General features: G+C 71.8%; 16 protein-coding genes. 8 read left to right on the forward strand and 8 right to left on the reverse strand.

What is annotated here, in order from left to right:
- Nucleotides 1–10: 10 nt before the first annotated feature.
- The 3 genes from JMF97_RS06240 to JMF97_RS06250 all read right to left on the reverse strand — a co-directional run bounded on the left by JMF97_RS06240 (nucleotide 11) and on the right by JMF97_RS06250 (nucleotide 4,050).
- Nucleotides 11–1,135 carry a glycosyltransferase family 4 protein gene (locus tag JMF97_RS06240; protein ID WP_203220631.1) on the reverse strand — a complete coding sequence of 375 codons (1,125 nt, stop codon included), beginning with the start codon at nucleotides 1,133–1,135 and terminating at the stop codon, nucleotides 11–13.
- On the reverse strand, nucleotides 1,135–2,391 hold the full coding sequence (locus tag JMF97_RS06245; protein WP_203220632.1) for a M48 family metallopeptidase: 1,257 nt from the start codon (nucleotides 2,389–2,391) through the stop codon (nucleotides 1,135–1,137). The genes JMF97_RS06240 and JMF97_RS06245 overlap by 1 nt, the downstream gene beginning before the upstream one ends.
- Nucleotides 2,392–2,547: 156 nt before the next feature.
- Nucleotides 2,548–4,050: an NYN domain-containing protein gene (locus tag JMF97_RS06250; RefSeq protein ID WP_203220633.1), complete on the reverse strand. Its 1,503-nt coding sequence runs from the start codon at nucleotides 4,048–4,050 to the stop codon at nucleotides 2,548–2,550.
- 127 nt (nucleotides 4,051–4,177) lie between these two features.
- Here JMF97_RS06250 and JMF97_RS06255 point away from each other — a divergent pair, with 127 nt between their 5' ends.
- The 5 genes from JMF97_RS06255 (at nucleotide 4,178) to JMF97_RS06275 (ending at nucleotide 9,867) form a co-directional block, all read left to right on the forward strand.
- Nucleotides 4,178–5,932, forward strand: coding sequence for a DEDD exonuclease domain-containing protein (locus JMF97_RS06255; RefSeq protein ID WP_203220634.1), 1,755 nt, complete (start codon nucleotides 4,178–4,180; stop codon nucleotides 5,930–5,932).
- 129 nt (nucleotides 5,933–6,061) lie between these two features.
- Nucleotides 6,062–7,852, forward strand: a complete 1,791-nt coding sequence (locus JMF97_RS06260) for a RelA/SpoT family protein (RefSeq protein WP_203220898.1) — start codon at nucleotides 6,062–6,064, stop codon at nucleotides 7,850–7,852.
- A gap of 70 nt (nucleotides 7,853–7,922) precedes the next feature.
- On the forward strand, nucleotides 7,923–8,465 hold the full coding sequence (locus JMF97_RS06265; RefSeq protein WP_102659478.1) for an NUDIX hydrolase: 543 nt from the start codon (nucleotides 7,923–7,925) through the stop codon (nucleotides 8,463–8,465).
- Between the two features lie 164 nt (nucleotides 8,466–8,629).
- Nucleotides 8,630–9,481, forward strand: a complete 852-nt coding sequence (locus JMF97_RS06270; protein WP_203220635.1) for a nucleotidyltransferase family protein — start codon at nucleotides 8,630–8,632, stop codon at nucleotides 9,479–9,481.
- Nucleotides 9,482–9,579: 98 nt separating this feature from the next.
- Nucleotides 9,580–9,867 carry an Lrp/AsnC family transcriptional regulator gene (locus tag JMF97_RS06275; protein WP_013735163.1) on the forward strand — a complete coding sequence of 96 codons (288 nt, stop codon included), beginning with the start codon at nucleotides 9,580–9,582 and terminating at the stop codon, nucleotides 9,865–9,867.
- Between the two features lie 367 nt (nucleotides 9,868–10,234).
- Here JMF97_RS06275 and JMF97_RS06280 read toward each other — a convergent pair whose 3' ends face one another.
- The 5 genes from JMF97_RS06280 to ctaE all read right to left on the reverse strand — a co-directional run bounded on the left by JMF97_RS06280 (nucleotide 10,235) and on the right by ctaE (nucleotide 15,370).
- On the reverse strand, nucleotides 10,235–10,933 hold the full coding sequence (locus tag JMF97_RS06280) for a DUF4142 domain-containing protein (RefSeq protein ID WP_203220636.1): 699 nt from the start codon (nucleotides 10,931–10,933) through the stop codon (nucleotides 10,235–10,237).
- Between the two features lie 169 nt (nucleotides 10,934–11,102).
- Entirely contained in the window at nucleotides 11,103–12,722 is a 1,620-nt protein-coding gene (gene qcrB / locus JMF97_RS06285; RefSeq protein ID WP_203220637.1) for a cytochrome bc1 complex cytochrome b subunit, read from the reverse strand.
- On the reverse strand, nucleotides 12,719–13,795 hold the full coding sequence (gene qcrA, locus JMF97_RS06290; protein WP_203220638.1) for a cytochrome bc1 complex Rieske iron-sulfur subunit: 1,077 nt from the start codon (nucleotides 13,793–13,795) through the stop codon (nucleotides 12,719–12,721). Before qcrA ends, qcrB begins: the two co-directional genes overlap by 4 nt.
- Before the next feature lie 70 nt (nucleotides 13,796–13,865).
- Nucleotides 13,866–14,705 (reverse strand): cytochrome bc1 complex diheme cytochrome c subunit, encoded by an 840-nt coding sequence (gene qcrC / locus JMF97_RS06295; protein WP_203220639.1) that lies wholly within the window; start codon nucleotides 14,703–14,705, stop codon nucleotides 13,866–13,868.
- 65 nt (nucleotides 14,706–14,770) lie between these two features.
- Complete coding sequence (gene ctaE / locus JMF97_RS06300) at nucleotides 14,771–15,370, reverse strand: aa3-type cytochrome oxidase subunit III (protein WP_043721570.1); 600 nt, start codon at nucleotides 15,368–15,370, stop codon at nucleotides 14,771–14,773.
- Nucleotides 15,371–15,537: 167 nt separating this feature from the next.
- Between ctaE and JMF97_RS06305 the strand changes: the two genes are divergently transcribed.
- From JMF97_RS06305 to trpD, 3 genes are all read left to right on the forward strand, one after another.
- Nucleotides 15,538–16,461 (forward strand): cytochrome c oxidase assembly protein, encoded by a 924-nt coding sequence (locus tag JMF97_RS06305; RefSeq protein WP_238358937.1) that lies wholly within the window; start codon nucleotides 15,538–15,540, stop codon nucleotides 16,459–16,461.
- Between the two features lie 164 nt (nucleotides 16,462–16,625).
- On the forward strand, nucleotides 16,626–17,024 hold the full coding sequence (locus JMF97_RS06310; RefSeq protein WP_203220641.1) for a response regulator: 399 nt from the start codon (nucleotides 16,626–16,628) through the stop codon (nucleotides 17,022–17,024).
- Between the two features lie 81 nt (nucleotides 17,025–17,105).
- The gene (gene trpD / locus JMF97_RS06315) at nucleotides 17,106–18,161 is read left to right on the forward strand and encodes an anthranilate phosphoribosyltransferase (RefSeq protein ID WP_203220642.1); all 1,056 of its coding nucleotides are present in this window, start codon (nucleotides 17,106–17,108) and stop codon (nucleotides 18,159–18,161) included.
- Nucleotides 18,162–18,423: the final 262 nt, after the last annotated feature.

The following is an 18,423-nucleotide window of genomic DNA, read 5'->3' on the forward strand; positions in this document are numbered from 1 at the left end:
GCGCCGACGGTCAGCCGTTCAGCAGGGCGGTCAGGCGGTCGGCCTGGGTCTCCCAGCGCCACTCCCGTTCCACCCAGGCCCGACCGGCCGCACCGAAGGTCCGCGCCAGGTCCCGGTCGGCCAGCAGGGTGCCCACCCGGTCGGCGAGTGCGGTGAGATCCCGGCCGTCGACGACATAGCCGGTCTCCCCCTGCCGCACCGCGTCCGGTGCGCCGCCGGAGTCACCGGCCACCACCGGCAGGCCGGTCGCCGACGCCTCCAGGTAGACGATGCCGAGCCCTTCCACGTCCAGCCCACGGTTGCGGGTCCGGCAGGGCATCGCGTACACGTCACCGGCGGCGTAGTGGGCGGGCAGTTCCTCGGCGGGCACCGAGCCGGTGAAGACCACCTCCCGCTCGACGCCGACCTGGCGGGCCAGCCGGGTCAGCGTCGCCCGGTACGGTCCGCCACCGACCACCAGCAGCGCCGCGTCGGGCACCCGACGCTGGATCAGCGGCATCGCCCGGATCAGCATGTCCTGGCCCTTGCGGGGCACCAGCCGCGAGACGCAGACCACCACCGGCCGGTCGGCCAGCCCCAGCCGGCGTCGTACCTCGGTGCCGTCGACGGCCGGGTGATACAGCTCGGTGTCCACGCCGGGGGCGAGTTGCCGCAGCTCGGTCAGCCCGTCCAGGGCGCGGGCCAGCCGGCTGCGGGTGTACTCCCCGAGGTAGGTGACCACGTCCGTGCCCCGACCGATGCGCCGCAGGGCGGTCCGGGCCAGCGGCAGCGCCGCCCAGCCCACCTCGTGCCCGTGGGTGAGGGCGACCACCCGGCGTACGTCGGCCCGGCGGCGCAGCCCCGCGGCGAGCAGGCCCAGTGGGGCGGCCGCCCCGAACCAGACCTTGTCGCAGTCGTAGGCCCGGGCCAGCCGGGCGGCGCGGCGGGCCACCAGCGGGGTCGGCAGCAGCATCCGGGTGCGCTCGCGGATCACCTCGAACGGCTGGTCGGCGTCGAACTTGTCGGCACCCGGCCAACTCGACGCGTACACCACCACCGAGCCGGCGGGCTGGCGTACCGCCAGGTTGTGGACGAACGACTGGATGCCGCCGGGACGCGGCGGGAAGTCGTTCGTGACCAGCAACGTGCGACCCATCAACCGGCCTTTCTGGCGTACGCGCGGGCGGCGGCGATCCGCTCCACGGTGGAGGGGTGGGAGGCCGAGTAGAGGTACTCCCAGCGGGGCGGATCCGGGTCGGAGAGGTTGACCGAGGACAGTCGCCGCTGCATCGACTCGAACGCGGCCGGGTCACCGGTGAGCGCGAGCGCGTGCGCGTCGGCGCGCGCCTCGACCCGGCGCGACATCAACGCCTGCACCGGCGCGAAGATCAGCCCGGCCACCGTGACCAGGGCGAGCAGCAGCCCGAACGCGCGCGGCTCGGCGACCGAGCCGACACCGGCCAGGCGCAGCAGCGGCGGCCAGGAGCCGATCAGGTAGAGCGCCACCACGGCGGCTGCCGCGCCGAGCGCGCCGGTGAGGGTACCGACCGGGACGTCCCGGTCCTTGGCGTGGCCGAGTTCGTGGGCCACCACGGCGGTCACCTCGGCGTCGGTCGCCTCCCGCAGCAGGTTGTCGTAGACCACCACCCGGCGGGTCGGGCCGAATCCCGAGACGTAGGCGTTGACCGCGCGGGTGCGCCGGGACGCGTCGGCGACCAGCACGTCGCGCACCGGCACGCCGTCGCGGGCGGCCAGGTCCATCAGCTGGGTGCGCAGCGGCCCCGGCTCCATCGGGCTGAACCGGTTGAACACCGGCTCCACCAGCACCGGCAGCACGAACGACAGCAGCACCACCAGGGTCGCCGCCCCCGCCGCGCCGAACGCCCACCACCAGCGGGGGGCGAGTCGCACGACGGTGTAGAAGCCGAGCAGCGCCACCGCGCCGATGACGGCACTGACGGCGTACGACTTGAGCAGGTCGACGGCCCAGCCGGCCCAGCCGTTGGTGGCCAGTCCCCACCGGGTGAGCACGCCGTGTCGCCAGGCGGCGAAGGGCAAGGTGACCAGGTCGGCCACGAGCACCACGGCGAGCCCGCCGAGGATCGCCTGCGCGGTCCAGTGGTCACCGAAGGGGCGCCCGGCCAGTTCGATCAGGCGGCTGCCCAGCGGGGTGAGCCCGAGCGCGAGCGCCACCAGCAGCCCGACACCGAGCGCCGCCCAACTGCCGGGGCGCAGCGCCGAGCGGAACTGTCGGGCCCGTTCCACCTGGTCGCCGGGGAGGTCCCGGAGCGCGGCGAGCTGGTCGGCGCGGGGCGCGGGCGGACGGTTCCACGGGATCAGCACCAGGGCCGCCACCAGCACCGCGAGGCCGAGCCCGGCCAGGGTGAGCACGGCCCAACCGCGCGGGCTCACCGGGCCACCCGACCCGCCTGCGGCGACCCGGCGCAGCGACCGGTATCGGACCGGCCGTCCGCTCTGCCTCTCATACCGTCGCTCCTGTCGCCATGGGCGCCAATCCTATTGCCCGGCCCGGGGTGTCCCCACCCGAGTGGAGCGCAGCCGGTCCGGTCAGGAGCGGGACAGGCGGCGCAGCAGCGAGTCCGCGCCCAACGGGTAGGCACCGTGCCGGCGTACCCCGTCGGCGACCTCGCGGTCGGAGGAGACCACCACCACCGGACGCCCCGGTGGCTCGGCGCGGACCAGCCGGCGGATCAGTTCGTCGGCGGTCTCGCCCTTGCGGGAGAAGAGCACCCGTACCCCGCGGGGGGTGGGCGGCAGCCCGTGCATCCGTTCGGCGCCGTCGAAGACCACGGTGACCTCGTCACCGGTCTGCGCGGCGATCCCGCCCAGGCCGGTGATCAGCCGCTTGCGCTGCTGTTCCAGCGACATCTCCCCGAAGCCCCGCTTGGTCACGTTGTAGCCGTCGACCACCAGGTGGGCGCGGGGCAGGGCGAGCAGCTGGTCCAGTCGGGCCGGGTCGTCGGTGTCCCGGGCCCGGGCCGCGGCCCCGGTGGAGGTGGCCGTCGAGGAGTCGGCGTAGGAGTCGGCGACGAAGTCGGCGGGCAGCTTCTCCACCGGGTCCAGGGCCAACTCCCGGCGCAGCCCGACGGCGGCCTGCCCGATGGTCTCCAGCAGCAGCCACAGGCGGGCGTCGTCGACCGACCGGGCCTCCTTGGCGCTGGCCCGGGCGACCCCGGCCGCCGCCTCGGCTTCGGCCAGTCGAGCCCGCGCCCGGCGCAGTTCGGCGTCCGCGTCGGCCGCCGCCCGCGCGGCCCGGCCCCGCTCGGTGGCCAGCAGTTCGCTCGCCCGGCGTTCGCGGGCCTGGCTCTCCCGCAGCGTCCGGGCCAGCTGGCGGGATTCCTCGCGCAGTTGACCCAGTTCCTCGCGGACCCGGGCCAGTTCGTCGCGCAGCTTGTCGGCCTCGACCCGGGCCACCGCGCGGTCGTGGTCGGCCCGGTTGGCCCGCTGCTCGGCCTGGCGGACCAGTTCGGCCACCACGGCGGTGTCGGCCTCGGCGCGGACGGCCGCGCCGCTGGCGTCGATCAGCTGCCGCCACCCGCGCGGCCGGGCCAGGTAGGCCAGGGCGGCCACCTCGACCGGGTCGGCGGCGGCGGGGGCCGTCCCGTCGACGACGGCGGCACCCAGGTCACCGGCGTCGGCCAGCACCCGGGCGGTGACCCGCTGACGGAACAGCGGGTCGGCGGCGAGTTGGGCGGCGATCACCGGCGCGCCGAGGCGGGCCCGCCGGTTGGGGGCGAACTTGGCGACCCGACGCAGCGGCACGGGCACCTCGTCGCCGGGCAGGCCGGGCAGCACGGCGGCGGTGAGGGAGACGATCCGCTGCCGGACCGGCTCGGGCAGACTCGGCTCCGGCTCGGGCGTCTGCTCGGCATCCGGATCGGCGGCGCTCTGCGCGCCGGCGGTCCCGGCGTCGGCACCGCCATCGGCGGTGGTCTGCGGGTCCCCCAACCCCCCGGCGGCGGCGACATCGGCGAGGTCACCGGCAGCCGGCACCGCGACGACCTGCTCCTCCTGGGAGAGGTTGTCATCGTGCGGCTCGGTGAGGGGCATGTGGCAAGTCTCCCACCGCGACCGGGCCCACCGCCCGGTGAGTGAGCCGATCTCTCATCCTAGACCGGTGGTGGCGAATGGGACCGGTGGGGCGGGAGTGTCGGACCGGACGGTTACCGTGCCGCCGATGGCAGCACAGGAATACCTCCAGCCGGCGCTGGCCGGGCTCGACCCGGCCGTCGACGGCGTCGATCCGGCGCTGCCGCTGTACGCGACGACGTTCGTGGTCGTCGACCTGGAGACCACCGGTGGGGCACCGGACGGCGGCGGCATCACCGAGATCGGCGCGGTGAAGGTGCGCGGTGGGGAGGAGTTGGGGGTGTTGGCCACCCTGGTCAACCCCGGTGTGCCGATTCCACCGTTCATCACCGTGCTGACCGGCATCACCGAGGCGATGCTGCTGCCCGCGCCCCCCATCGAGCAGGTGCTGCCGAGCTTCCTGGAGTTCGTCTCCGATGCCGTGCTGGTCGCCCACAACGCCCCGTACGATGTCGGTTTTCTCAAGGCTGCCTGTGCCCGGCACGGCTACCGCTGGCCCAACCCCCGGGTGCTGGACACCGCCGCGCTGGCCCGGCGGGTGCTGCTGCGCGACGAGGTGCCCAACCGCAAACTCGGCACCCTGGCGGCCTACTTCCGGGCCGGCACCACCCCGACGCACCGGGCGTTGGACGACGCCCGGGCGACCGTGGACGTGCTGCACGGGCTGATCGGGCGGCTCGGCGGGCACCGGGTCGACACCATCGGCGAGGCCATCGAGTTCGCCCGCGCGGTCACCCCGACGCAACGCCGCAAGCGGCACCTGGCCGACGGGCTGCCCCGCTCCCCCGGGGTCTACATCTTCCGGGCCGCCGACGACCGACCGCTGTACGTCGGCACCTCGCGGGACATCGCCACCCGGGTCCGCAGCTACTTCACCGCCGCGGAGAAGCGCGCCCGGATCTCGGAGATGCTGGCCGCCGCCGAGCGGGTCGAGGCGCTGGAGTGCGCCCACTCGCTGGAGGCGGAGGTCCGGGAGCTGCGGCTGATCGGGGCGCACGCGCCGCCGTACAACCGGCGGTCGAAATATCCGGAGCGGGTGGTCTGGCTGAAGCTGACCGACGGGCCGTACCCCCGGTTGTCGGTGGTGCGGGAGATCTCCCCCGACGACCGCGCCTACCTCGGGCCGTTCTCCTCGCGGCGGGCCGCGGAGCTGGCCGCCGCCGGCTTCCACGACGCGGTGCCCCTGCGTCAGTGCACCCACCGGCTGTCGCTGCGCACCGTCACGCCGGCCTGCGCGCTGGCCGAGCTGGGTCGCTGCCTGGCACCGTGCGAGCACCGGATCACCCCCCAGGAGTACGACGCGGTCGCGGTGACGCCGTTCGCCGAGGCCACCACCGGCGACGCCAAGCCGGTGGTGGACGCCCTGCTGGCCCGGATCGAGGCGCTGGCCGCCGGTCAGCGCTACGAGGAGGCGGCGGTGCTCCGGTCGCGGTTGGCGGCGGTGCTGCGGGCGACCGTACGCATGCAGCGGTTGGCCGCGCTGACCAGCATCGCCGAGGTGGCCGCCGCCCGGCCGGCCGAACGCGGCGGCTGGGAGCTGGCGCTGGTGCGGCACGGTCGGCTCGCCGGCGCGGGGGTCAGCCCGCCCGGGGTCCACCCACGACCGACCCTGGCCACCATCCGGGCCACCGCCGAGACGGTGTCGGCCGGGCACGGCCCGGTCCCGGCGGCCACCCCGGAGGAGTCGGAACGGATCCTGTCCTGGTTGGAACGGCCGGAGACCCGGCTGGTGGAGATGTCGGCCGGTTGGGCCTCTCCGGTGTCCGGCGCGGGTCGCTTCCGTGACCTGTTGACCAAGGCCGAGAACGCAGCGTCCCATCAACTCTGGTCCGAACGCTCATGAGCAACTGTCCGATCGGACTACGTCGACTCACTTAGTCTGTTAAGGGAGTGCAGTCCTGCCCGTTTCGAGGTTCTGCTCCCGGTTGCCGATCCGCTGGCGCGCCGGTGCGGAAGTGAGGGGGTGTCCCACGTGGACGTCGACGCCGGACGCGGCGGCGCCCTGCGGGGCGCACTTCCCGCCCAGCCAGGCGAACTACCGCTCGCCCGCCGACTCCGGTCGCTGCTGAGCTGGCCGACCACCGACACCGAGCCGGTGGGGCAGCTCGTCCGCACCCACCGCAGCATCCATTCGGGTGCCGATCCCGCGGTGCTGCGCCGGTCGTACACGATCGCCGAGAACATGCATCGCGGCCAGTTCCGCAAGAGCGGGGAGCCGTACATCACCCACCCGCTCGCGGTCGCGCAGATCTGCGCCGAGCTGGGCATGGACACCACCACGCTGGTCGCGGCGCTGCTGCACGACACCGTGGAGGACACCCGCTACACGTTGCAGGCCCTCGCCGAGGACTTCGGCCACGAGGTGGCCCACCTGGTCGACGGGGTGACCAAGTTCGACAAGGCGTTCTACGGTCAGGCCGCCGAGGCGGAGACCATCCGCAAGATGATCATCGCGGCCGGCAAGGACGTCCGGGTGCTGATCATCAAGCTGGCCGACCGGCTGCACAACATGCGCACCCTGGGCGTACGCTCGGCGGCCTCGCGGGAACGGATCGCCCGCAAGACCCTCGAGGTGCTCGTACCCCTCTGCGACCGGCTCGGCATCCAGACCCTCAAACGGGAACTGGACGACGTGGTGCTGCTGCACCTGGAGCCGGAGGAGCACGCCCGCATCGCCCGCCACGTGCACGACCGCCCCGGCTGGGACAGCTACCTCAACGACGTGGTGGCCCAGGCCAAGGTGGCGCTGCGGCGAAGCCGGGTCGACGCCCAGGTCGCGCCCCGACCCCGGCACCTCTACTCGATCTGGAAGGACACGGTCGCCGGCGGCCACACCGTGCCGTACGACCTGCCCCGCATCACCGTCGTGGTGGACGGCCCGGCCACCGACTGCTACGCGGCCCTCGGCGCCATCCACGGGCTGTGGCGACCGGTGCCCGGCCGGTTCAAGGACTTCATCGCCTCGCCGAAGAACAACCTCTACCGCTCTCTGCACACCAGCGTCTGCGGCCCCCGCGACCGCACCGTGGAGGTGCTGATCCGCACCGAGGAGATGCACCGCTCGGCCGAGTACGGGGTGGCCGCCGACTTCCGCTTCCCCCGCGCCGGCGGCGCGCCGGCGGCCCGTACCGAACAGCTCGACTGGTTGCGCCGGGTACTGGACTGGGAGCAGGACGCCGCCGATCCGGCGCAGTTCCTCCAGTCGCTGCGCTGTGACCTGGCCGAGGCACAGATCCAGGTGGTCGCCGAAGGTCGGCAGATCGTCCTGCCGGCCGGGGCGACCCCTGTCGACCTGGCCTACGAGCTGGGCACCGACCGGGGCGAGCGATGTCTCGCCGCCCGGATCAACGGTCGGTTGGTCCCGCTCTCCTCCGAGCTGGAGGAGGGCGACGTGGTCGAGATCTTCACCGAGACCGACGAGGAGTGCTCTCTCGACGCCGAGGTCGCCCCGCGCGGCCCGCGCCGCGAGTGGCTCGGCTTCGTCAAGTCGCCGCACGCGCAGATGCAGATCAACCGCTGGTTCGCCGAACACAGTGAGCCCGGCATCTCGATCAGCGACAAGGTCCGGCTGGGCCGGGCCACCATCGGGCTCGCTCTGCGCCAACACAACCGAGGGCTGGCCAGCGACCTGCCGCTGCTGCGGCTGTCGGAGGAACTCGGCTACCCCGACCTGGAAACCCTGCTGGTCGCGGTCTTCGACCGGGTGCTCGAACCGGACGCCGTCGTACGCCAGCTCATCGACCTCGTCGACCATCGGCAGTAAGGCGACCACCGGCAGTGACGCACCGCGTTCCTCGGGCGCGAGCGCGTCTCGCGGCCACTAGCCTGAACCCATGACCCCCCGCTCGCGCCGCATCGGACGCGCCGTCGCATACCAGGTCTTCTATCGGCTTCCGCCGTCGGTACGGCGTCGGCTGGTGCGGCTGGCCGTGCCGAAATACATCGTCGGCGCGGTCACCCTGGTGCACGACAGCGAGGCCGAGGGCGCGGGTCGGCTGCTGCTGCTGCGCCAGCCACCCGGCCGAGGCTGGTCGCTGCCGGCCGGTCTGCTGCAACGCGGCGAGAACCCCGCCGTGGGCGCGGCCCGCGAGCTGCACGAGGAGTCGGGCGTACGCCTCTCCCCCACCCAGTTGACCCCGGCGACCCCCAACGCCGTCGTCCACGCCAAAGGCTGGGTGGACGTGGTCTTCACCGCCGAGGTGCCCGCGTCGAGCACCACGCTGACCGTGGACGGGGCCGAGGTCTTCGAGGCCGCCTGGCATCCGCTGGACGACCTGCCCAAGCTGACCTGGCCCACCGCGCGGCTGCTCGCCTACTACGACATCGGTCCACTGGCCGGGCAGTTCCCGCCACCCCTACCCGACACCCTGCCATGACCAGCGCGCCCGACCCGACATCCTCGCCGGCATCGGCGTCGTCGTCAGCTGCGACATCCTCGTCGGCATCGGCATCGGCATCGGCGTCGTCGTCAGCTGCGGCATCCTCGGCGGCTCCGGCGGCCCGCGTGGCAGCGACCTCCGGCGGGCCCGGGGAGAGGGCCGTGGCGCGTCTCGACGGTGGACTCTGCGCGGTGGTGCTCGCTGCCGGCGAGGGCACCCGGCTGCGCCCGCTGACCGAACGGCTGCCCAAGGCGCTCTGCCCGGTAGGCAACGTGTCATTGTTGGATCGCGCGCTGGCCCGGCTCGCCGGGCTCGGCCTGACCGGGCCGCAGCAGGTCGCTGTCAACGCCTGCTACCTCGGTGACCAGGTGGTCGAGCAGGTCGGCACCCGAGCCCACCTCTCGGTGGAGCAGGGCGCTCCGCTCGGCACCGCCGGTGGGATCGGCAACCTGCGAGACTGGATCGCCGGTCGAGGCGTACTGGTCGGCAACGCCGACGCGTACCTCGCCGACCCGACGTCACCGCCCGGGCCCGACATCGCCGCGCTGCTGCACGACTGGGACGGCGAATCCGTACGCCTGCTCGGCCAGCCCGCACCCGACCCGACAGCACCGGGCACCTTCGACGGCCACCTCTTCACCGGCTTCTCGCTGCTGCCCTGGCGGCTGGTCCGGGAACTGCCACCGACCTTCGGTGACCTGGTCCGAGCGGTGTGGCGCCCTGCCGAGGCCGCCGGTCGCCTGACCGTGGTCCCCTACCCGGGCACCTTCTACGACACCGGCACCCCCGCCGACTACCTCACCGCCAACCTGCACGCCGCCGGCGACGACAGCCTGGTCGATCCGACCGCCACGGTCACCGGCCACTGCCACCACTCGGTGATCGGCGCAGGCGCCACCGTACGCGGCACGGTGACCCGCTGTGTGCTCTGGTCCGGCGCCACCGTCCACGCGGACGAGAATCTCCACGACGTGATCCGAGTCGACGAAGACCTGACCGTCCCCGCATCCTGACCCGTTTCGGAGCCCGGGGCTTTGACCGTCCCAGCAGCCCCGATTCCGTCGGCGGGCCCTAGCATGGGCGGGGAAGACCGACGAACGGAGAACCTCCAGTGATCACCGCGATCGTGCTGATCGACTGCGCCACCGACGCGATTCCTGAGGTGGCCGAGGCCCTGGCCAACCTGCCCGGGGTGAGCGAGGTCTACTCGGTGGCGGGACACGTGGATCTGATCGCCATGGTCCGGGTCCGCGAGTTCGACGAGATCGCCCGGGTGATCGCGGGCAGCATCTCCAAGGTGCCGGGCGTACTGAACACCGAGTCCCACATCGCCTTCCGCGCCTACTCCCGCCACGACCTGGAAGAAGCCTTCGCCATCGGCCTAGCCGGTGCCGACTGACCCCGCCCAACACGCCCTCACCGCGCCGCACCCCGCCCTGGCGCGCCACACCCCGCCCCCTTCTGCCCTGCCTACGCCCTGCCGAGCCCTCTGCCCTGCCACGCCCCACCCGCCCTGTCTCGCGCGCCGTCCCGCCGCGGCCCCGCCCCGCCCCCAGCTCGCCGATCTTGCACTTTCGGTCGCCGAATTGCACCTTTTGCTACTGAATGCCCCGACCAAAAGTGCAAGATCGGCGGGGAGAGCACGGGAGAGCGCGGGAGAGCGCGGGGAGGGAGAGCGCGCGAGGGCGCGGGGAGGGTGAGAGGGGTGGGGGTGGGTGAGAGCCGGCCCAGCCTTGGTGGGCTGGGCCGGCTGGTTGTGCTGGTGGTCAGCTCTGCTGGGGCGCCGGGCTTTCGGTGATGGTGCTGCCCGGAGCCGGGGCCTCCTCGGTGGAGGTGCCACCCGGAGCCGGCGTGGTGCCGCTCGGGGCCGGCGTGGTGCCACCCGGAGCCGGGACGGTACCGCCCGGGCTGGGCGTGCCGCTCGCGCTGGCCTCCGGCACCGGGATGCCGAGTTGCTCAGCCAGCTGCACCAGGGCGTCGTAGTGCGCCTGCAGGACCGGCAGAGCGGTCTGCGCCAGCTGGACCACCTGGGTCTCGGTACCCTGCGAGATCTCCGTCTGGGTGGCCTGGATGGCCTGCAGGTGGCCGGCCAGACCCTGGGTCACCCAGAGCCGGTCGAACTCCTCACCACTGGCGTTGTTCAGCTGGTCGAGAGCCGTCCGCTGATCAGGAGTGGGCTCGTTCGGCAACTGGACGTTGAGCTGCCCGGCCAGGTCCTTGACCTGCTGGTCGAGATCCTTGTGATCGGTGACGATCATCTGTGCCAGGTCCTTGACCTGCTGGTCCTGGGCCTTCTTCTCCGCAAGCTCGCCGGCCTTCACCTCGTAGAGGTTGACCTGGTGGATCGCTTGCAGGTACTGGGTGTCCTGCTCAGACGGCTGCGCCGCCGCCTGCGCTGCTGCGGCGGGTGCGACACCCACCAGCACCAGTGCGGCCAGCAGGCCGAGGCGTTTGATACCCAACATGCTTCCTCCCCGTTGAGACGTTGGACCGCACGGATACCCGGCTGACCGGGGTTATTCCTGCGATCCGGTGACGGGCGGGAAGCTCCGACGGGGCGGCGAAGGGCGGGAAAAGGGCGTGGCGCCCGCCGGAATGATCCGGCGGGCGCCACGTCCCACTGTGCGAGTCGACTCAGCCGCGGCTGTCTCCGCTGCTGATCTCCTCCCGCTCGGCGCGGGGCTCGACCGGCGGGTGCCCCGGCGAGACCGGCGCTTCGGCCGGCTTCTCGATCGGGTAGAAGAAGCCCCGGATGGCCGGGCCGAGCGCCCCGAGCCGGTTCATCTTCTTCGGCACGACCCAACCGGCGTACGGCAGCTCGCCGTGCTCACCACCCGAGCTGAGCGGCTGGTGCACCTCGACGAACCGGCCGTCGGGCAGCCGTCGGATGATGCCGGTCTCCACACCGTGGGCCAGCACCTCCCGGTCGTGCTGCTGGAGGCCGAGGCAGATCCGGTAGGTGATGTAGTACGCGATCGGCGGCAGGACCAGCAGACCGATCCGGCCGGCCCAGGTCATCGCGTTCAGGCTGATGTGGAACTTGTCGGCGATGACGTCGTTCGCACCGGTGAGCGTCAGGATCACGTAGAACGTGATGGCCATCATGCCCAGGGCGGTACGGAACGGGACGTCGCGGGGACGCTGGAGCAGGTTGTGGCTCCGGTAGTCCTTCAGGTAGCGAGCCTCCATGAACGGATAGAACAGGGAGAGCATGACCAGGATGCCGGGTAGCACCACTGTCGGCCAGAACAGCGGCGGAATCACATAGCCGTCGCCGATCGGGATGAAGATCTCCCAGTCCGGCATCAACCGGGTCGAGCCGTCCAGGAACATGACGTACCAGTCGGGCTGGCTGGCCGCGGAGACGACCCACGCCTCGTACGGGCCGAACAGCCAGACCGGGTTGATCTGGAACAGACCGCCCATCAGCGCGATCACGCCGAAGACGACCATGAAGAAGCCGCCCTGCTTGATCGCGTACCGGGGGAACATCCGCTCGCCCACGACGTTGCCGTTGGTCCGGCCCGGGCCCGGCCACTGGGTGTGCTTCTGCTTGAAGACCAACCCGAGGTGGACGCTGATCAGCGCGACCAGCAGGCCGGGGATGAGCAGCACGTGGGCGATGAAGAACCGGCTGATGATGATCGTGCCGGGGAACTCGCCGTTGAAGACCGAGGAGGTCACCCAGGACCCGATCACCGGGATGGAGAGCATGATCGCCGAGGCGATCCGCAGACCGGTGCCGGAGAGGCCGTCGTCCGGCAGCGAATAGCCGGTGAAGCCGGCCAGGAAGCCGACCCAGAACAGCAGCGAGCCGATGATCCAGTTGGTCTCCCGCGGCTTGCGGAACGCGCCGGTGAAGAAGACCCGGAGCATGTGCACCACGATCGCGGCCATGAACAGCAGCGCGGACCAGTGGTGCATCTGCCGCATGATCAGGCCACCCCGGACGTCGAACGAGATGTCCAGGGTCGAGGCGTACGCGGCCGACATCGGCGTGCCCCGCAGCGGGGCGTAGCTGCCGTTGTAGATGACCTCGGTCATCGCCGGCTCGAAGAAGAACGTCAGGAAGACACCGGTCAGCAGCAGGACGATGAACGAGAAGAGCGCGATCTCGCCCAGCAGGAACGACCAGTGGTCCGGGAAGACCTTGTTCAGCAGCCGGCGCAGCGGGGTCGCTACCTGGAAGCGCTCGTCGACGGCGCGGCCGGTCTTGGCGGGCATCGCCGCCATGTCAAACTTGCGCCGCTTCACGGCCGCTCCCAGAAGTCGGGCCCGACAGCTTCGGTGTAGTCGGACTTCGCCACGAAGTAGCCCTCAGCGTCCACTTCGATCGGCAACTGCGGCAGTCGCCGGCTGGCCGGACCGAAGATGGGCTTCGCGTTGTCGGTGATCAGGAACTGCGACTGGTGGCACGGGCAGAGCAGCCGGTTGGTCTGCTGCTCGTACAGGCTGGCGGGGCAGCCGGCGTGCGTGCAGATCTTCGAGTACGCGGCGTAGTTGCCCCACATGTAGCCGCCGTGGCCCACCCGCTCGTTGTTGCGGCGCGATTCCTCGGCGTCGGCCTCGCGCAGGTGGATCAGCAGGGTGGGCGAGTCGGCGTGCAGGTTGCTCACGCCGTGCTCGATGCCGGGGAAGACGGTGATCTGGCCACCGGCGCTGATGTCCGCCGGTCGGATCGGCCGGCCGTCCTCGCGTACCAGACGGATCCTCTGCCCGTCCTGCGGGCTGAAACCGGTGACCATCATCTGGTTGTTCTTGTGCGGGTTGGAGATCAACCCACCCACCAGCGGCGCCGCGGCGACCGCACCGACCGGCGCCAGGCCGGCCAGCAGCGAGACACCGAGCAGCGGACGGCGCTTCACGCCCAGCTCGTCGGCCATGTACGCCATGGTCTGCCCGGTGATCCGCTGGTCGTCGGCGGACACCGCGCCCTCGTGCCGGTCCTGGATCGACACCTCCTTGGGCAGCAACTTCTTGCCCCAGGTGAGGATGCCGAAGCCGAGGCCCAGCAGGGCGACTCCGAGGGTAAGGCCGAGCAGCGGGGTGTAGAGCTTGTCGCCGCCGCGACCCATCTCGTACTCCCACGGCCACCAGATGTAGATCACCAGGAAGGCCGTCGCGGCCAGGCCGGTGAGCAGGAACATCGCGGCCACCGTACGGACCAGCCGGCGCTCGGCCTTGCTGCCCGGCATGACCTGCGGCTCGTAGTGCACGATCTCGATGTCGTCCCGGCGAGCGCCCTCACGGACGATGTCGAACTGGCTCAGCCGGGGGTCGTTCACGTCGACCTGCTCGTGGCCCGGGTGGGCCGTGTGGGTGCTCATGCCGCCACCTCGCTCCGCTCGGCGCCGGCACGTGGCGGCACCACAGCACTGACTCGGGAGATCAGGTCGGTCACGACTTGCCTGCGATCCACAGGCTGGTGAAGACCAGCGCGACGATGCCGACCAGGAAGATCGCCACACCCTCGGTCGACGGTCCGTAGCGGCCCAGGTTGAACACGCCACCCGGGTCGCTGTCGTGCTTCAGCGACTGCTGGATGTAGGCGATGATGTCCGCCTTCTGCTCCGGCGTGATCTGGTTGTCGCCGAACACCGGCATGTTCTGCGGTCCGCTCAGCATCGCCGCGTAGATCTGCCGGTCGGTGGCCGGCGAAAGGCTCGGCGCGTACTTGCCGGAGGAGAGGGCACCGCCGCCGCCGCTGAACGCGTGGCACTGCGAGCAGTTGATCCGGTAGAGCTCACCGCCCACCGCGACGTTGCCATCGGCGTGCAGGTTGTCACCGGCCGGCACGACCGGGCCGCCACCCAACTGCTGGATGTACGCGGCCAACTGGTCGATCTCGTCGGGGCTGAACACCTCGGGCTTGCGCTGCGCCTGGGCCTCCTGCCGAGCCATGGGCATCCGGCCCGTGCTGACCTGGAACTCGACCGAGGCCGCGCCGACGCCGATGAGGCTCGGCCCGCGCCCCTCGACCCCCTGCGCGTTGCGACCGTGGCAGGTCACACAACTCACGTCGAACAGCGCCTTGCCGTCGGCGGCGGCCCCGCTCAACGGCGGGTTGTCCTGCGCCGACGCACTCGGAGCCAGAAGCGTGTACGCGCCGCCGGCCAGCATCAACGCGGCGACCAGCCGGACCGCGGCACCCAGCCGGCGGCGGCCCCTGCTGCGTGCCACGGGCCGCCCGCGCAGCCGCGCGAGCAGACCGCGTCGGCGGTCGTTGTCAGAAGTCATGAGCTGTGTCCTTAACCGGTTGGACCTGTCTCAGGGGGTGGAGCGACGGCGTGCGGGCGCCAAGATCACTGGAGCCAGTAGATCATGGCGTAGAGCCCGATCCACACGACATCGACGAAGTGCCAGTAGTACGACACGACGATCGCCGAGGTGGCCTGCGCCGGGGTGAACCGGCCCATCGTGGTACGGATCATGAAGATCACGAAGGCGATCAGACCACCGATCACGTGCAGGCCGTGGAAGCCGGTGGTGAGGTAGAACATCGAGCCGTAACCGTCTTCGTTGATCTTGATGCCGTGGTGCACCAGCTCGCGGTACTCGTTCGCCTGACCCATCACGAAGATCAGGCCCATCACGAAGGTGATCGTGAACCAGCGCCGCAGCGCGTGCACGTCACCTCGCTCCGCCGCGAACACGCCGATCTGGCAGGTGATCGAGGAGAGCACCAGGATCAACGTGAAGGTCGTCGCGTACGGGACGTTGAGTACCGCGGTGTGCTTCTCCCACTGCTCCGGCGCCGCCGCGCGGATCGAGAAGTACATCGCGAACAGCGCCGCGAAGAACATGAGTTCGCTGGAGAGCCAGACGATCGTCCCGACGCTGACCATGTTGGGACGCGTCAGAGAGTGGATCCGGCTCTTGTCAATGGCTGGGGCCGCAGTCACGCGGTCATTATTGCCCTTGACCACGGCCGGCGATCAGCGGGGGGCCAAACCCGGGGACAGATGGCCCGATCGGTACCGTCCGGTTCGCCTGACCTAGGCTGATTGGCGTGCTGCACGTCGATCCGATCTTCCTGGCCGCACCGGCCGCGCCGCAGCTCACGGCGGGCCTGCCCGGCCCCGGCGGCGCCTCGGTGCTGGCGGCCGAGGGCGCCCTGCCGCCGTTCTCGGTGACCACAGTGGTCACCGAGGCCCGGCTGGACAACTGGCTCGCCGTCGTCCTGGTGCTCGCCGCCGGCCTCTACCTCTACGGAGTGAACCGCCTGCGGGTACGCGGCGACCGCTGGCCGGTCGCACGTACGGTCTTCTTCCTGGGGCCCGGCCTCGGCGGCATCGCCTCGGTCACCCTCACCGGCCTGGGCGCGTACGACACCACGCTGCTGTCGGTGCACATGGTCCAGCACATGGTGCTGTCCATGATCTCGCCGATCTTCCTGGCGTTGGGCGCACCGGTGACCCTGGCCCTGCGGACGCTGCCGCCCGGCCCGCGCAAGCGGCTGCTCGCGGTGGTGCACAGCCGGATCGCCCGGATCTACAGCTTCCCGCTGGTGGCGTTCGCCATCTTCGTGGTCAACCCGTTCGCGCTCTACTTCACCGACCTGTACCGCTACACGCTGGAACACGGCTGGGCGCACGAGCTGGTGCACGCGCACTTCATCATGACCGGCTGCGTGTTCTTCTGGCCGCTGCTCGGCCTGGACCCGCTACCGGGCCGCTGGCCGCACCCCGCCCGGGCGCTGCTGATGCTGCTGTCGGTGCCGTTCCACACCGTGCTCGGGCTGACCATCATGCAGAGCAGCACCCTCTTCGGCGGCGACTGGTACCCCTCCCTGGGCCTGAGCTGGGCCGATCCGCGGGAGGACCAGGTGCTCGCCGGCGGCATCCTGTGGGCCGGTGGCGAGTTCGTCAGTGTGACCATGCTCGCCGTCCTGGTCGTGCAGTGGATGCGCCACGCCGAACGGGAGGCCCGCCGGGTCGACCGCGAACTGGACCGCCAGGAGGCCCGCCAGCGCGCCACCGAGGCCACCGGCTGACCTCGCCGACCGTCACGGGGGGCGTGCGGCGCAGGGCACACCGACCGGTACGATCGGCCACGCAGCTACGAGGTGAAAGCCGTCTCGAAGCCATCAGCGGGCGGGTCATCCGGCACGCCGCGATCCTCGGTGGCGAGCGGCAGGAAGCGAAGCGGAGTGTCGGCATGAGCGATCGTCTGTGCACCGTCCTGCTCTACAGCGACGACCCGCAGGTACGGGACCGGATGCGGCTCGCCGTCGGCACCCGCCCCGCGGCCGACCTGCGCATCGAGTTCGTCGAGGCGTCCACCTACGCCGAGTGCGTCCGGCTGGTCGACGACTACGAGATCGACCTGATGCTGCTCGACGGCGAGGCCTCCCCCGGTGGCGGCATCGGCATCGCCCGGCAGATCAAGGACGACTTCGACGAGGCGCCCCTGACCTGTGTGGTGATCGCCCGGGCCGCTGACCGCTGGCTCGCCGCGTACGCCGAGGTCGACGCCACCCTGGTCCACCCGCTCGACCCGGTGACCGCCGCCGCCACCGTGATCGAGCTGCTGCGGACGCACGCGCCCGCCGCCTGACGTTCCGCACCGGCACCGCCACGGCGCCGGGACGAGCCGGCGCCGGTCCCCACCCGCACTCGTCTGCTCGGGAGGCCCGCAATGGGCGAACGGACCTGGCCGCACCTGCTCACCGCGCTGCTGCGCGGGGAGGAACTCTCCGCCGCCGACACCGCCTGGGCGATGGGCGAGATCATGTCCGGCGCGGCGGCGCCGGCTCAGATCGCCGGCTTTGCCGTGGCGCTGCGCGCCAAGGGCGAGACACCGGCGGAGTTGGGCGGTCTGGTGGAGGCGATGCTCAGCCGCGCCGTCCCGGTCGTCCTCCCCGAGCAGGTACGCGCCAGCGCGCTGGACGTGGTCGGCACCGGCGGAGACCTCGCCCACACTGTGAACATCTCCACCATGACCGCCCTGGTCGTCGCCGGGGCCGGGGTACGCGTCGTCAAGCACGGCAACCGGGCCGCTTCCTCCTCCTGCGGCACCGCCGACCTGCTGGAGTTCCTCGGCGTACCGCTGGATCTCGGCCCCGAACAGGTGGCCCGGTGTGTGGCCGAGGCGGGCATCGGATTCTGCTTCGCCGCCCGGTTCCACCCCGGCATGCGCCACGCCGGCCCGGTCCGGCGGGAGCTGGGCGTACCGACCGCGTTCAACTTCCTCGGCCCGCTGACCAATCCGGCGCGCCCCCGTGCCGGCGCGGTCGGCTGCTTCGACGCCACCATGGCGCCGGTGATGGCCGCCGTGTTCGCCGCCCGGGGCGACTCGGTGCTGGTGATGCGCGGCGAGGACGGCCTGGACGAGTTCAGCACCGCCGCGCCGACCCGCTTCTGGGTCGCCCAGGGCGGCACCGTCAGGGAAGCCCTGGTCGACGCGACCGACCTCGGGGTACCCCGGGCCACCCTCGCTGACCTGCGGGGCGGCGACGCCGCGTACAACGCGCAGGTGGCCCATCGCCTGCTCGCCGGTGAGCCCGGCCCGGTCCGCGACGCCGTCCTGGTCAACGCCGCCGCGGCGCTGGCCACCCAGGGCCCGCTGGACGGCGACCTCACCACCGCGCTCCGCGCCGGCCTCGACCGCGCCGCCGAGTCGATCGACTCCGGCGCCGCCGCCCGCACCCTGGACCACTGGATCAAGGTCGCCCAGTCCACCCAGACCGCCTGACCCCTCAACCCCCAACCCGCCGACCGTGACCTGGTCTCGGCCGTGCTCAGGTGAGGACGGCCGAGCCCAGGTGAGGTCGGGCGTAGCTGAGGGCCAGCACAGCGGGGACGAGGTCGTGGTGGCGGCGGAAGTGTCGGAGCAGCGTGGGAAACTACAGGTGAGTAATTCCCACGATCGCCCCTCGGCCCCGCACCGTCGAGCCGGAACGCAGCGGTCCCTCGCTGCGACGGCCACCCCGGTGCCCCCGCCGCCCGGCAAGCGC

The organism is Micromonospora fiedleri, from assembly GCF_016774385.1.
In the GTDB taxonomy this organism is placed as follows: domain Bacteria; phylum Actinomycetota; class Actinomycetes; order Mycobacteriales; family Micromonosporaceae; genus Micromonospora; species Micromonospora gifhornensis.